The organism is Bradyrhizobium sp. WSM4872 (assembly GCF_055811715.1).
This window is the reverse complement of sequence record NZ_JBVVPT010000014.1, coordinates 12,722-27,646: the sequence shown is the minus strand read 5'-3', so window position 1 is coordinate 27,646 and position 14,925 is coordinate 12,722. Positions and strand designations below refer to the sequence as shown.

At 63.5% G+C, this 14,925-nt stretch carries 12 protein-coding genes and 1 pseudogene; 7 read left to right on the top strand and 6 right to left on the bottom strand.

Annotated elements, in window-relative coordinates; genetic code table 11:
- Nucleotides 1-105 precede the first annotated feature (105 nt).
- The 4 genes from AC0L3C_RS19770 (at nt 106) to AC0L3C_RS19755 (ending at nt 3,807) form a co-directional block, all read left to right on the top strand.
- Nucleotides 106-1,146: a class I fructose-bisphosphate aldolase gene (locus AC0L3C_RS19770; RefSeq protein WP_473265349.1), complete on the top strand. Its 1,041-nt coding sequence runs from the start codon at nt 106-108 to the stop codon at nt 1,144-1,146.
- Nucleotides 1,147-1,149: 3 nt separating this feature from the next.
- On the top strand, nt 1,150-1,839 hold the full coding sequence (locus AC0L3C_RS19765; RefSeq protein WP_473408754.1) for a thiamine phosphate synthase: 690 nt from the start codon (nt 1,150-1,152) through the stop codon (nt 1,837-1,839).
- An 8-nt stretch (nt 1,840-1,847) separates the two neighbouring features.
- Entirely contained in the window at nt 1,848-2,936 is a 1,089-nt protein-coding gene (locus AC0L3C_RS19760) for a tetratricopeptide repeat protein (protein ID WP_473280099.1), read from the top strand.
- A gap of 85 nt (nt 2,937-3,021) precedes the next feature.
- Nucleotides 3,022-3,807, top strand: a complete 786-nt coding sequence (locus AC0L3C_RS19755; protein ID WP_473265353.1) for an inositol monophosphatase family protein — start codon at nt 3,022-3,024, stop codon at nt 3,805-3,807.
- A gap of 99 nt (nt 3,808-3,906) precedes the next feature.
- Here AC0L3C_RS19755 and AC0L3C_RS19750 read toward each other — a convergent pair whose 3' ends face one another.
- Entirely contained in the window at nt 3,907-4,182 is a 276-nt protein-coding gene (locus AC0L3C_RS19750; RefSeq protein WP_473265356.1) for a hypothetical protein, read from the bottom strand.
- Nucleotides 4,183-4,196: 14 nt separating this feature from the next.
- Nucleotides 4,197-5,261, bottom strand: a complete 1,065-nt coding sequence (locus AC0L3C_RS19745; RefSeq protein WP_473265358.1) for a hypothetical protein — start codon at nt 5,259-5,261, stop codon at nt 4,197-4,199.
- Nucleotides 5,262-5,376: 115 nt separating this feature from the next.
- On the opposite strand from AC0L3C_RS19745, the pseudogene AC0L3C_RS19740 reads away from it, so the two are divergent.
- Nucleotides 5,377-5,590, top strand: a pseudogene (locus AC0L3C_RS19740) (inositol monophosphatase family protein); the annotation flags it as partial.
- A 33-nt stretch (nt 5,591-5,623) separates the two neighbouring features.
- Here AC0L3C_RS19740 and AC0L3C_RS19735 read toward each other — a convergent pair.
- From AC0L3C_RS19735 to AC0L3C_RS19720, 4 genes are all read right to left on the bottom strand, one after another.
- Complete coding sequence (locus AC0L3C_RS19735; protein ID WP_473408753.1) at nt 5,624-6,751, bottom strand: AAA family ATPase; 1,128 nt, start codon at nt 6,749-6,751, stop codon at nt 5,624-5,626.
- Nucleotides 6,752-7,013: 262 nt separating this feature from the next.
- Nucleotides 7,014-10,166, bottom strand: coding sequence for a multidrug efflux RND transporter permease subunit (locus tag AC0L3C_RS19730; RefSeq protein ID WP_473408752.1), 3,153 nt, complete (start codon nt 10,164-10,166; stop codon nt 7,014-7,016).
- A 6-nt stretch (nt 10,167-10,172) separates the two neighbouring features.
- Nucleotides 10,173-11,363 carry an efflux RND transporter periplasmic adaptor subunit gene (locus tag AC0L3C_RS19725; RefSeq protein ID WP_473408751.1) on the bottom strand — a complete coding sequence of 397 codons (1,191 nt, stop codon included), beginning with the start codon at nt 11,361-11,363 and terminating at the stop codon, nt 10,173-10,175.
- A gap of 212 nt (nt 11,364-11,575) precedes the next feature.
- A complete protein-coding gene (locus AC0L3C_RS19720; RefSeq protein ID WP_473408750.1) occupies nt 11,576-12,595 on the bottom strand; it encodes an SAM-dependent methyltransferase in 1,020 nt (339 codons plus the stop codon).
- Between the two features lie 248 nt (nt 12,596-12,843).
- On the opposite strand from AC0L3C_RS19720, the gene AC0L3C_RS19715 reads away from it, so the two are divergent.
- Nucleotides 12,844-13,869, top strand: a complete 1,026-nt coding sequence (locus AC0L3C_RS19715; RefSeq protein ID WP_473265369.1) for a flagellar motor protein MotA — start codon at nt 12,844-12,846, stop codon at nt 13,867-13,869.
- 4 nt (nt 13,870-13,873) lie between these two features.
- Nucleotides 13,874-14,902 (top strand): peptidoglycan -binding protein, encoded by a 1,029-nt coding sequence (locus tag AC0L3C_RS19710; protein WP_473265371.1) that lies wholly within the window; start codon nt 13,874-13,876, stop codon nt 14,900-14,902.
- The last annotated feature ends 23 nt before the right edge of the window (nt 14,903-14,925 follow it).

The window sequence follows — 14,925 nt, the reverse complement described above, 5'->3', positions numbered from 1 at the left end:
ATAAAGCCCTCCCCCCTTACCCTGCGACGAACGTTAACTCGGCATTTGCCCGAGAACGGTCTATTTTCACCGGCAAGGGCAGAATCGTTTTGGGAGGACATCTCGATGAATCTGACTGAGCTCAACAGGATCGCGACCGCTCTGGTCGCGCCGGGCAAGGGCATCCTTGCCGCGGACGAATCCTCCGGCACCATCAAGAAGCGCTTCGACGCGATCGGCGTGGAATCGACCGAGGAGAACCGCCGCGACTATCGCGAGATGCTGTTCCGCTCGAAGGACGCGATGAACCAGCACATCTCCGGCGTCATCCTCTACGACGAGACGATCTGGCAGAACGCAAAGGACGGCACGCCCCTGGTCAAGCTGATCGAGAGTAGCGGCGCCATTCCCGGCATCAAGGTCGACGAAGGCACGCAACCCCTGCCGATGTGCCCGGGAGAGCTCGTCACGGTCGGGCTCGACAAGCTCGCCGAGCGCTTGAAGAAATATTACGAGCGCGGCGCCCGCTTCGCCAAATGGCGCGCGGTGATCGACATCGGCAGCGGCACTGATGGCCGGGGCATCCCCTCAATGACCGCGATCAGCGTCAACGCCCACGCGCTGGCGCGCTATGCAGCGCTGTGTCAGGCCGCGCAGATCGTGCCGATCGTCGAACCCGAAGTGCTGATGGACGGCGATCACGACATCGATCGCTGCTATGAGGTGACGAGCCGCGTGCTCAACAAAACGTTTCAGGAATTGCGCGTGCAGCGCGTCGCGCTCGAGGGCATGGTGCTGAAGCCGAACATGGCCATCTCCGGCAAGAAATGCCCGAAGCAGGCTTCCGTCGAGGAGGTCGCGGAGAAGACGATACGGCTGCTCAAGGCGTGTGTGCCCGCAGCGGTACCCGGCATCGCCTTCCTCTCCGGCGGCCAGTCGGATGAAGAGGCGACCGCGCATCTCAACGCCATGCACAAGCTCGGCCCGCTGCCCTGGGGCCTGACCTTCTCCTACGGCCGCGCACTGCAGGCCGCGCCGCAGAAGGCCTGGTCGGGCAAGGCCGAGAACCTCGCGGCCGGACAAGACGCATTCAGTCACCGCGCACGCATGAATGGCCTCGCCTCCAAAGGCGAATGGCAAAGCAGCCTGGAAAAGAAAGCGGCCTAGATCTTGTCGAACAAATCTCCTCCACCGCGCCCGGCGCCGCGCCTTTATCTCGCGACGCCTGTCGTCGACGATCCCGCTTCGCTTCTGGCCGAGCTGCCCGGCCTGCTCGCCGCCGCCGACGTCGCAGCCGTGCTGCTGCGGCTGAAGGTGACCGATCAGCGCACCATGATCTCGCGAATCAAGGTTTTGACGCCGCCGGTTCAGAAAGCGGGCGCCGCGCTGCTCGTCGAAGGCCATCCTGAGCTCGTCGCACGCGGCGGCGCCGACGGCGCGCACCTGCCCGGCATCGCCGCGCTGAAGGAGGCGCTGCCATCGCTGAAGCCCGATCGCATCGCCGGCGTCGGCGGGCTGACGACGCGGCACCATTCCATGGATGCGGGCGAGATCGGCGCGGATTACGTTCTGTTCGGCGAGCCCGATGCAAAGGGCCAGCGGCCGTCGTCGCAAGCGATTGCCGAGCGGCTGGATTGGTGGGCCGAGCTGTTCGAACCGCCCTGCGTCGGCTTTGCCATGTCGCTGGAGGAGGCCCACGAATTCGCCGCCAGCGGCGCCGATTTCGTGCTGGTCGGCGACTTCATCTGGACCGATCCGCGCGGACCCAAGGCTGCGCTGGTCGAGATCGACGCTGCGATCAAGAAGGCCCATGCGACTGCGCTTGCGGGCCAAAATCCTGCGGGTCAAGAGCACGGCTAGCGCCCGACATGAAGCTCCCGCGCATCACCATCCTGGCCACGCTGCTGCTGCTCACAGTGCCCGCGGCCGCGCAGCTCCAGATCACGCCGCCCGTGGCAACGCCGAGCCCTTCGGCCGAGAAAACCAAGAAGGCCACGCCGCACACCATCACCAAGAAGAAGGAAGCGGCGCCGGCACCCAAACCGTCAGCCTCCCCCAAACCTTCAGCTTCCCCAAAGCCTGCACCGGCGGCGACGGTGATTCCGGCGCCTCCGACCGACAATCCCAACGTAGATCTGGTGTACGGCGCCTATCAGCGCGGCCAGTACAAGACCGCCTTCGAACTCGCCACCGCCCGTGCCGAGGCCGGCGATCCCAAGGCAATGACCATGCTGGGTGAGCTCTATTCCAATGCCATGGGCATCCGGCGCGACTACGCCAAGGCGCTGCAATGGTACAAGCGCGCGTCTGATGCCGGCGACCGCGAGGCGATGTTCGCCCTCGCCATGCTCAGGATGTCTGGCCGTGGCGGCCCGGTCGACAAGAACGAGGCGGTGAAGCTGATGGCGTCCGCCGCCAAGCTTGGCGAGCCCAAGGCGGCCTATAACCTCGCGCTGCTCTATCTCGATGGCCAGACCCTGCCGCAGGACGTCAAGCGCTCCGCCGAGCTGCTGCGCCAGGCGGCCGATGCCGGCCTGCCCGAGGCGCAATACGCGCTCGCGACCTTCTACAAGGAAGGCACTGGCGTGCCGAAGGACCTGGAACGGGCGGTGCGTCTGCTCCAGGTCGCCACGCTGACCGACAATGTCGATGCCGAGGTCGAATACGCCATCGCGCTGTTCAACGGCACCGGCACGCCGAAGAACCAGCCGGCCGCCGTAGCCCTGCTGCGCAAGGCCTCCCGCCAGGGCAGCGCGATCGCGCAGAACCGGCTGGCCTGGGTGCTGATCAACGGCATGGGCACGGCCGTGGACAAGATCGAGGGCTTCAAATGGCATCTGGTGGCCAAGACCGCCGGCAAGGGCGATCCGGAGCTGGACAAGCAATTGTCCGATTTGCCGGCCGAGGACCGGGCCAAGGCCGAGGCCGCCGCCAGGAAATGGCTCGGGGCCAAATGACTTGACGTTGAGGCCCCCGCAGGGCACCCCATCCCTCAAACAGGCGCGATTTCGCGCCATTTCCCCCGATCAAGACCGGAAGCTCATGCTGTATTCCGCAACTATTAACGTCATGGTCAAGGCCGCGCGCCGCGCCGGCCGCAGCCTCAAGCGCGATCTCGGCGAGATCGAGCATCTCCAGGTCTCGCTGAAGGGGCCGGCGAATTTCGTCTCGCTGGCCGACAAGCGCGCCGAGGAGATCCTCTACCAGGACCTCGCCAAGGCGCGGCCCGGTTACGGTTTCATCGGCGAGGAAGGCGGCACGCGCGAGGGCTCCGACAAGAGCCACACCTGGATCGTCGATCCGCTCGACGGCACCACCAACTTCCTGCACGGGATCCCGCAATTCGCGATCTCGATCGGGCTTTCGCGCGAGGGCACGATCATTGCCGGCGTGATCTACAACCCCGCCAATGACGAGCTCTACATCGCCGAGCGCGGCAAGGGTGCCTTCCTCAACGACCAGCGCCTGCGCGTGGCCGGCCGCCGCCAGCTCAACGAATGCGTCGTGGCCTGTGGCCTGCCCCATATCGGCCGCGGCGACCACGAGGAATTCCGCCGCGAGATGACCGCGATGCAGGAGCGCGTCGCCGGCCTGCGCCGCTTCGGCGCCGCCTCCCTCGACCTCGCCTTCGTCGCCGCCGGCCGCCTCGACGGCTACTGGGAGCGCAATTTGCAATCCTGGGACATCGCGGCGGGCCTGATCATGCTGCGCGAGGCTGGCGGAACGATCAGCGACATCGATACGCCGGGCGACGCCCTGGTGACGGGCAATGTCGTGTGCGGGAATGAGTTCGTGCACGGGGAACTGGTGAAGATCCTGCGGAAGTAGGGGTCCAGTCTCTCGGCACGACTTTCGCGGGGCACGACTCCGTTCGCCCAGGCATCGACTTCGGATCCCAGGCCGCAACAGTCCGGGGACGCGATCTCCCTAGCAGAAGCAGAACACGTCGTCCGGATCACAATCACAATTCGACAGTGATCGCGCGGACGGATGCGCGGCCAGCTTCTCGTGCTGAACGAGCTCCTTCAGCTTGTCGAAATTCTCCCGCTCGACGTGAACGAACACCGTCCTCCTGGTCTTTCCAACCGCCTTCTTGAAATGCTTCGACAACCCCGCCTTGCGGGCTGCTTTCTCCAGCTTCTCCAGCGTCTTCGCTTGGATATGAACCGGGGTCGCCACCGCTTTCCTTGCTTTCTTCGCCATCGATTCCTCCACTTTCACTGCTGAATGACGATTGTCGGCCTGAATATTTTCTGTAGCAGAAACTGCTCAACGGCCTTTGCCGCACCAAGCTCTGCTCGTCCTCCCGACGCGGTGATCAAATTGCCTGGGACCAAGCCTTCAAATAGCGCAGTGCGAACATTCTTGACTTCGGTCGAACCCAGCTTGTCGAGATAGAGCCCCATCGTGAGCTTGTGCGTGTCCCGGCGAGTCGCCGACACGCCGAGGGTTGCGTCGGACACCTGGAAGGCGGGTCCGAGCGGTGCGAAAACGACTTTAGGTGACGCCGTGCCCCCAATGGTGGTCTGGAATTCCAACTGATCGACCATCGTTGGAGGTCCACTGATGTTGATGAAATCCTTCGAGCCGTCTCCGGTGAGATTGCCGAAGAAGGCGAGCAACGTGAAGTCGTAGACCATTTTTTGGACACCGACTTTGCCATAAATCGGATAGATGATGTTCGCTTCGACGATGGAATTCTTGCAATAGGATTCCGGAACGTTCTTGATCAATGCATAGAAGGTGTCGGTGATCGTGAACGATCGTTCATTCTGTCGATATCTGTCAAAATTTGCCTTGAGGCCCAGCGACACCGATGTCGAGAGGGGTAGCGGTCGAATGAAATTGATCTCGGGATCGATATTGTTCTGCTCGTATCCGGTCAGGTCGAAATTATAGGCAATGCCTATACTGAGCATCACTTCGATAACATACCGCGCAAAGCCAGTGAGTTTTGTCGAATCGAATTTGGCGATCGAATCGTGATTGATTTCATAGTCGCGGGCGGCCTGCTGCCCTATCGCAAATGACCTATCATCGACCTTCTGGAAAATTCGACCATTCTGCCGGATTTCATGGTGATTGGTGTCGTCCGTAAGGTAAGTGAGGAGTCGATCGATAACCGCCTGCCGCGTCTCGCAACGGATTTGCCGAACGATATTGTAGGTCGAGATGTGAGCCGTATCGTCCGGCAGCGGATGAATAGCGCACCCGCTGATGATCAAAGCACAAAGCGCAATAGTAGTTGCACGCCGGCAATTCGCGAAAACTCGCGCCAACATAACCGCCCCCTAAAATTTCCCCGGAGCGATTATGCATGGAATCAAATCCACCGAAAGTTGAATCTTTGGCGCACGCCGCCCGCGAGCGATCCAGCACGAAGCCTGACCAACGTTGCTCGATCTCGCCTTCGTCGCCGCCGGCCGCCTCGACGGCTACTGGGAGCGCAATCTGCAATCGTGGGACATCGCGGCGGGTATGATCATGCTGCGCGAGGCGGGCGACACGATCAGCCACATCGACACGCCGGGCGATGCGCTGGTGACCGGCAATGTCGTGTGCGGCAATGAGTTCGTGCACGGGGGAATTGGTGAAGATTTTGCGGAAGTAGGCCGCTGTAGCACGACGGCTCGATCTGCCGCGGCTACTCGTCCTCCTCGTCATCTTCATCGTCGCGATATTCACCGCCAATGGTCAGGCCCTCGATGGCTGTGGCGCCTTTCGACTTGATGACCCGGCGAAGCGGGACCGAACTCTCGCTTCGCAGTGCGTCCATCAACTGTTCCGAATGGGTGACAATCCAGATGTCGGCGCGGCGTGATGCCTTGGCGATGAGCCGGGCCAGCGGCGCCAGCAGCGACGGATGCAGGCTGGTCTCGGGTTCGTTCAGCGCGATGAACGGCGGCAGCCGGTAACCCATGAACACCGCGAGCAGGCAGATGTATTTCAGCGTCCCGTCGGACAGTTCATGAGCCCTGAACGGCCGCGGCATATCCGGCAATTGCAGATCGAATTCACACCTGCCGTTTTGTTCCCATGCGCGGAGTTCGGCGCCCGGGAATGCATCCTGGATTGCGTCCTGCAAATCGTTGGCGTCTTCCCGAATGACATAGAGGGTCGCCAGGGTGGCAGCCAAATCGATGCCATCGGCGCTGAGCGAGGGCGTTGCGATCGCGAGACATGGCTTTCGTATCGGCGACGCCGGATCAGTGCGGAAGTCATGATAGAATCGCCAGCCCAGCATGGCATTTCTGATCAGGTCGATTTCCGGGCATTGCTTGCCATCGGAAAAAGCCGCAAGCGCGGTCTCTGATGGCAGCACCGCGTCCTTGTGCGCGTTCCAGGCGCCGCTCTCGCCGCGGACGCTGATGAGCGAATTGATCCGCTCCATCAGCTTGACGGTTCGTTTGCCGCGCGTCGTTTCGATGCTTTCGGCCTTGATCATCGGCTCGCCGGAAAACGCGGCCTGAAGCGGGCTCGGAAACCCGAGCTCGATGGAATAGCTCATGCTGTCGAATGTGGCGGACAGCCGCAGCCGCCCGTCTTGGCCCCGTTTGCGTAGGCCGGACCAGCAGACCGAATTCAATCCGCCTTCATCGGCGATCGTGCGGGTGATCTGACCGGTCGCCGCGTCGCGCAACAGCGACAAGGACTTGTAGAGATTGGACTTGCCGACTCCATTCTCGCCGACAAACACCGACAGGGGATGGATGGGTATGGAGAGCCGCCGAATGGAGCGATAGTTCGAGATCGCAATGTCAGTCGGACGCATCACATGCTCTCGATCGGCGGGCGCCTGTGCATTCGCGGGCAGAGTGCGAATACGTTGTTTCAATCCAGGGATGCAGTCTGGATTGAGGCCTCCGAGAAATCAAGCCGACCGATCGGGCGTTCAATGGCCGACTCTCACCAGCGCAAATCCGACTGTCATCATCCGCGAAGGCGAATGATCCAGTATTCCAGAGACGCCTGTTGAGTACGGAAAGGCCGCGGCGTACTGGATGCCCCGCCTTCGCGGGGCATGACACCTCACCTTACAGCTTGGCCGGCGCGGGCGGCCCATACATCTCGGCCTCTTTCGCCACCTTCTCCCGATCCCCGCCCAGCACGCGTTGCACCGAGACGAAGAACACCGGCACCATCAGCAGCGCCAGGATCACCACCGCGATCATGCCGCCCATCACGATGCTGCCGAGCGCCTGTTGGCTGGCGCCGCCGGCGCCATGGGCAATGGCCATCGGCAGCACGCCGCAGATGAAGGCGAGGCCGGTCATCAGGATCGGGCGGAAGCGCAGGCGGCAGGCCTCGATGGTGGCGTCCACCAGCGGCTTGCCTTCTTTGCGCAGATCCTTGGCGAACTCGATGATCAGGATCGCGTCCTTGGCGGCGAGACCGATGATGGTGATCAGGCCGACGGTGAAGTAGACGTCGTTGGGCAGGCCGCGCAGCATCGCTGCGACCACGGCGCCGACGATGCCGAGCGGCACGGTGAGCAGCACCGCGAGCGGAATGGTCCAGCTCTCGTACAGCGCGGCCAGACACAGGAACACCACGAACACCGAAAGCCCGAGCAGGAACGGCGCCTGCGAGCCCGAGAGCTTTTCCTGGAGCGACTGCCCGGTCCATTCATAGCCGAAGCCGCGCGGCAGCTTGCCGGCAAGCCGCTCCATCTCCGCGATGGCATCGCCCGAGGTGAAGCCGGGTTTTGCTTCGCCGGAGATGCGCACCGCCGGATAATAGTTGAAGCCGGTGATCTGCGTCGGGCCGCGCGCCCATTCCACGGTGGCAAAGGACGAGAACGGCACGAGCTGGCCGCGGCTGTTCTTGACGTTGTAGTTGAGGATGTCCTCGGTCCGCATGCGGTCGCGCGCATCGGCCTGCACCACGACGCGCTGCATGCGGCCGCGGTTCGGGAAGTCGTTGATGTAGTTCGAGCCGAGATTGGTCGAGATCGTGTTGTTGATGTCCTCGAAAGTGACGCCGAAGGCGCCGGCCTTTTCGCGGTCGATCACGAGATTGACCACGCCGGCCTCGGGCAGGCCTTCGACATAGACCTTCTGAAGCACCGCGCTTGCATTGGCCTCCGCGATCAACTGATCGGCGGCGCGCATCAAGGCCGGATAGCCCTTCTGGCCGCGGTCCTGGAGGCGGAACGAGAAGCCCGAGGAGTTGCCGAGATTGTCGATCGGCGGCGGCTGCAGCGCGGAGATTTTTGCGTCGCGGATCGACGACGACAAATCGCGATTGATGTCGGTAACGATCGCCGCGGCCGAATCCTTCGGCCCGCGCTCCGACCAGTCCTTCAGGGTGATGAAGGCCTGCGCGGTGTTCATGCCCTGGCCGGAGAAGCTGAAGCCGGTGAGGAAGGTGACGTTGTCGACGCCCGGGCGCTGCGCCAGGTATTTTTCCACTTTCTCGATCACCGCCTCGGTCCGGCCGTAGGACGAATCCGACGGCGTCTGCACGTCGGTGGTGACGAAGCCCTGGTCGTCGACGGGCAGGAAGCCGCCGGGCAGATTGACGAAGGCCCAGGACAGGCCGGCGAGCAGCGCGACATAGACCAGCATCAAGCGGCCGGTGCGCTTCAGCGAGAAGCCGACGGTGCGCGAATAACCCTCCTTGCCGCCGTCGAGCATGCGGTTGAACCAGCCGAACACGCCCTTCTTGGCGTGACCGTGGCCGGCCGCGACGGGCTTGAGCAAGGTCGCACACAGCGCCGGCGTCAGCGACAGCGCCAGGAAGGCGGAGAAGCCGATCGCGGCGACCATGGTCACGGAGAACTGGCGGTAGATGATGCCGACCGAACCCGGGAAGAATGCCATCGGCACGAACACGGCCATCAAGACCAGCGTGATGCCGATGATGGCGCCGGTGATCTGCGACATCGCTTTCCGCGTGGCTTCCTTGGGCGGCAGCGCCTCCTCGGCCATGATGCGCTCGACGTTCTCGACCACGACGATGGCATCGTCCACGAGGATGCCGACCGCGAGCACCATGCCGAACATCGAGAGCATGTTGATGGAGTAGCCGGCGAGCAGCAGCGTGGTACAGGCGCCCAGCAGCGCCACCGGCACCACGATGGTCGGAATGATGGTGTAGCGGATGTTCTGCAGGAACAGGAACATCACCACGAACACCAGCACCACGGCTTCGACCAGGGTCGACAGCACCTTCTTGATCGAGGCCTCGACCACGGGCGTGATGTTGTAGGGGATCTCGTAGGAGATGTTGGCCGGGAAGAAGCGCGACAGCTCCTTCATTTTCTCTTCGACCGCGCTCGCGGTCGCCAGCGCGTTGCCGGTCGGCGACATCAGCACGGAGAGACCGGCGGTCGGCTTGCCGTCGAGACGGGTGTTGAACTGGTAGCTGAGGCCGCCGACCTCGATGCGCGCGACGTCGCGCAGCCGCACGGTCGAGCCGTCGGCATTGGCGCGCAGGATGATGGTGCCGAATTCGTCCGGGGACGAGAGCTGGCCCTTGACCAGCACCAGCGCGGAGGTGCGCTGGGTCGCGGTCGACGGCTCGGCGCCGATGCTGCCCGAAGCGACCTGCGCGTTCTGCGCGGCAATGGCCTTGTTGACGTCGTCGGCGGTCAGCCCATAACCGACCAGCTTGGCCGGATCGACCCAGACGCGCAAGCTGCGTTCGGTCGAATACAGCGTGGCGCGGCCGACGCCGGGGATGCGGCGGATCTCGCCGAGCACGTTGCGGATCATGAAGTCGCCGAGCCCGACCTCGTCCAGGCTGCCGTCGGTCGAGCTCAGCGTGATGATCTGAAGCACCGCACTGGAGGCTTCCTCGACCAGGATGCCCTGTTGCATCACCGCGCGCGGCAGGCGCGCCTCGACCCGCTTGATGCGATTCTGCACCTCCACCGAGGCGTCGTTGGTGTTTGTTCCCGGCTGGAAATTGGCGATGATCTCGACCTGGCCGAGCGAGTCGCTGGTCGATTCGAAATTGAGGATGCCGGAGGCGCCGTTGAGCTCCTCCTCGATCAGCCGCGTGACGCTGTTGTAGAGGTTCTCGGGCGAGGCGCCGGGATAGCTGGTCGAGATCGAGATCGAGGGCGGCGCGATGATCGGATATTGCGCGATCGGCAACAGCGGAATCGAAATTGCGCCGACCAGACAGATGAACAGCGCGACGACCCAGGCGAAGATCGGCCTGTCGATGAAGAAACTGGCCATGATGCTTTACTGCATCATCTGTGCGCGTTGACTTTCCACGATGGCTTCGGCCTCGGCCCAGGATTGCGGCTTGACCTTGTCGCCAGCTGCGAACTTCTGGAAGCCTTCCACCACGACCCTGTCACCGGCCTTCAGGCCCTCAGTGACGAACCAGAAGCCGTCTTGCGCCGAACCGATGCGCACCGGTTGCACCGCGACGCGGTGATCGTCCTTGACGACGAAGACTTCGCTGCCGCCGCCGCCGTTGCGCTGGATCGCCTGCTGCGGCACCGCGATCGCGTCGCTGTCGATGCCCTGCTCGATTCGTACGCGAACGTACATGCCAGGCAGCAATTCACGTTTTGAATTGGGAAATTCACCGCGCAAGGTCACCTGACCGGTGTTGGCGTCGACCTTGGCATCGGAGAACAGGAGCTTGCCGTTCAGCGGATAGATCGTGTTGTCGTCGAGCACGAGACGCACCTTGACGGCACCGGGCGCAATACGTTCGAGATCGCCACTCTCGAAGGCGCGGCGGAGCTGATTGAGCTCGTTCACCGACTGGGTGAAGTCGGCGTAGATCAGATCGAGTTGCTGAATGGTGGCCAGATTGGTCTCGTTCTGGACCACGAGCGCACCCTCGCTGACCAGGGCCGCACCGACAACGCCGTCAATCGGCGCGCGCACGGTGGCGTAGTCGAGATTGAGCTTTGCGCGCGCGAGGTCGGCCTTGCGGCCCTCGACCTCGGCATGAGCCTGTCGCTCGGCCGCGATCGCTTTCTCGTTCTCGGCTTCGGGCGCGGCGCGCTGGCTGGTGAGCGTGGCGATGCGGCGGGCCTGTTGCTGGGACTGCATCAGCCCAGCCTCCGCTTTGGCGAGCGCGGCTTCGTTGGCCTTTACCTCGACCTCGAACGGGCGCGGATCGATACGGTAGAGCGGATCGCCGGCTTTCACTTCGCTGCCTTGGTGGAACAGGCGCTCAACAACGATGCCCGAAACCCGGGGCCGAACATCGGAGACTCGTGTCGGCGCGATCCGGCCAGGGAGTTCCCGCACGACCGCGCGGGGCTGCGGCCTTACGGTCACGATGCTCACGTCGGGTTCGGTCGGTTGCGCCTGGACGATCGCAGAGTTTGATTCATCGCAGCCCGCAAGAAGCGGTGCTGCGACCGCGAGCATTATGGCCATGCAGGCGGATCGCGCGTGAAATGCTGACATAAGGGTAGTTGCCCCGTTCTATCGCTGGTCTTCCGAAGAAGTTCCGGACAGTCTGATTTGAAAAGGAAAATAATCGGTGTTTGCTGCGACGCAATGAGAGCTTGGGCGGCTCATTGTCACACGAGCTATCCCGTTCAAAAAACGAGTGTTTCGGAAAGTCACCGGATCGTGAATCGAGTTCCCTCGCGGCGTGCTGCGACGGAACAGCGCAATTACCCTGCCGCCTTCATCCGATAGTGGCTGACGCCCCACTCGGTTCCATCGGCGTAGCCGAACAGGCCTGCTGTCGCGAGCAAGAACCAGCGCCAGCGTCGCATCCGCAGGCCGGTCTCCTCGCCATGGATGTTGCGCAAGGCCGCTTCGATGAAACAGCGATGCGTGTCGAAATTCGCGAGCCAGTCGTTGGCGGTGCGCTGATAGTGGGTGCCGCTCCAGCACCATTCCTTCTCGACCGCGAAGATATCGTCGAATTGCCTGATGAGATGATGGCTCGGCATCAGCCCGCCGGCGAAGACGTGCTGTGCGATCCAGTCGTCGCGATCGGCCCCGTTGAACAGGTGAGAGCCGGAGCGATGGGCGACGATGTGCATGAAGAACCGCCCCTCCGGCGCGAGCCATGATCGCAGGCGCGTCATCAGCTTGCGCCAGTTCATCACGTGCTCGAACATCTCGACCGAGACGATGCGGTCGAATTGCCCGTCCGGCGCGAACACGTTGATGTCCGCGCAGACCACCCGCAGATTAAGAAGACCGCGCAGCCGCGCCTCTTCCTCGACATGGGCGCGCTGCGCCTGCGAGCTCGACACCGCCGTCACCTTGGCGTGCGGAAACTGCCGCGCCATCCACAGCGACAGCGAGCCCCAGCCACAGCCGAGCTCGAGGATGGTCTGGCCGTCGGCGAGAGCGGCATGCTCGGCGGTCTGGCGCAACGCCTCCTCCTCGGCCTCCTGCAAGGTGGTCGCGTCGGTCTTGTAGAAGCAGCAGGAGTATTTGCGGTTGGGACCGAGCACCTTCGCAAAGAACGAAGCGGGCACCTCGTCATAGCCGACATCCGGGTCCTCGGCGATCGGCCGCAGCATCATCCGCCCGGCGAAGGCGGCATCGTCGGCCCCGCCCAGCGCGGACAGCCGCGTCACCGTGCGCGAGCACAGGCGCTGGATCGCCGCGCGGATCACGACATCAGGCAGCGGCACCCGTTCGGCAGTCCCGATGATTGCGGACACGACGCTCATGCGACGACTCCGTCTTTGGGCGGCAGATCTTGGGCGGAAGATCTTGGGCGCCAGATCTTGGGCGGCAGGGGAAAAAGTACGACTTGAACCTGTGGAATGCCGAGGATTAGGAAAGTACGTCCGTACCAAAGCCCCGTTTCAGCTCTGGGTTCCCCAGCTCTCCCCGAAATCGGCGCATCCGGCGCTTTTTTTGGGCTGGCGCTGTGCCATAGTGCGCCCCGCAAGCAAGTTAACGGATGATACCGGCCATGCCGCCAGGCGCCTCGCCCCGCTCTTCCCTCGACATCGAATACACCAAGCTTTCCTCGCCCAGCGTCTTCCTGGTGCGGATGCTGGTCTTCCTGGTGCTCTGCGCCCTGGTGGGAGTGGTGCTCTACAAGCAGATCATCCAGGCCTTCTTCGCCAATCCCGGGCTTAATGCCCTGATCGGCGGCGTGCTGTTCATCGGCATTATCCTGGCCATCCGCCAGGTGATCCGGCTGTATCCCGAAGTCTCCTGGGTCAACAATTTCCGCATCGCCGATCCTGGCCTTGCGCCCGCCCGTCACCCCAAGCTGCTGGCGCCGATGGCGATGATTCTCGGCGGCGAGCGCACCGGGCGGATGTCGATCACCCAGACCACCATGCGGCACCTGCTCGATTCAATCGCGACCCGCCTCGACGAGGCCCGCGACATCTCCCGCTACATGACTGGGCTTCTGGTCTTCCTCGGCCTGCTCGGCACCTTCTGGGGCCTGATCGAGACGGTCGGCTCGGTCGGCAAGGTGATCGACGGGCTCAAGGTCGGGGGCGATTCCGGCGCCCTGTTCGACACGCTGAAGGAGGGCCTGGCCGCCCCGCTCGGCGGCATGGGCATCTCGTTCTCGAGCTCCCTGTTCGGCCTCGCCGGCTCGCTGATCCTGGGCTTTCTCGACCTGCAATCGAGCCAGGCGCAGAACCGTTTCTACACCGATCTCGAAGACTGGCTTGCCACCACCGTGCGCGAATATGGCAGTGGCGAAGTAGCTGTCGCCGCCAGCGGCAGTGGCGGCGGCATTGCCAGCGGCGAGCTTCAGGCTGTCGTCGAGCGCTTGCGCACGGTGCTCGAGGAAGGCAGCGGCAGCCGCGGCACCACTGCGGCGATGGCGAGCCTTGCCGAAGCCATCCAGGCGCTGGTCTCGCATATGCGCACCGAGCAGCAGATGATCCGTGAATGGGCCGACGGCCAGGGCGAGCAGAACCGCGAGATCCGGCGCCTGCTGGAGCGCATCGCGCGTCAGCCCGAGAAGGGTTAGCGACATGGCACTGGCGCGCGGCCGCCGCGGCGATACCTCCTTCAACTACTGGCCCGGCTTCGTCGACGCGCTGTCGACGCTGGTGCTGTCGATCGTGTTCCTGCTGTCGGTGTTCCTGGTCGTGCAGTTCTTCCTGTCGCAGGAGGTCACCGGAAAGGACAAGGCGCTGGAGCTGCTCAACGCCAAGATCGCGCAGCTCAACGAATTACTGTCGCTGGAGAAGCTCGGCAAGCTCACGCTCGACGACCAGGTCTCGTCGCTGAAAGCCGGCCTCGCCTCGGCCGAGAGCGAGCGCGACCGCATCAAGGGCCTCTATGAGGGGCTCGCCGCGGCCGGCAACGATGCGCAAGGCAAATCCTCCGAGCTCGGTAAGGCCTTGGACTCCGAGAAGGCGGTTTCGGCGCGTGCGCTGGCGCAGATCGAGGTGCTGAACCAGCAGATCAGCGCGCTGCGGCGGCAATTGGCGGCGCTGGAGGAAGCGCTCGACGCCAGCGAGAAGCGCGACAAGGAATCGCAAAACCGAATTGCCGATCTCGGGTCTCGCCTGAATGTCGCCCTGGCGCAGCGCGTGCAGGAATTGTCGCGCTACCGTTCGGAATTCTTCGGCCGCCTGCGCGCGATCCTCGGCAACCGCCCCGACATCCGCATCGTCGGCGACCGCTTCGTGTTCCAGTCCGAAGTGTTCTTCGACACCGGACAGGCGGTGCTGCTGCCCGAAGGCCGCGCCGAGCTCGACACGCTCGCGACCGCGCTGATCGACCTCGACAAGAAGATCCCGAACGAGATCCCCTGGGTGCTGCGCGTTGACGGTCATACCGACGTACGTCCGGTCAACGGTCCGAACTTCAAGTCGAACTGGGACCTCTCGGCCGCCCGTTCGATCTCGGTGGTGCAGTACCTGATCTCGCTCGGCGTGCCCGCCCAGCGTCTCGTCGCCGCCGGCTTCGGCGAATTCCAGCCGCTCGACACCGCCAACACCGAGGAAGCCTACAAGCGCAACCGCCGCATCGAGCTGAAGCTGACGGAGCGGTAGTGGTGAGGGTCGCGCGATACTCG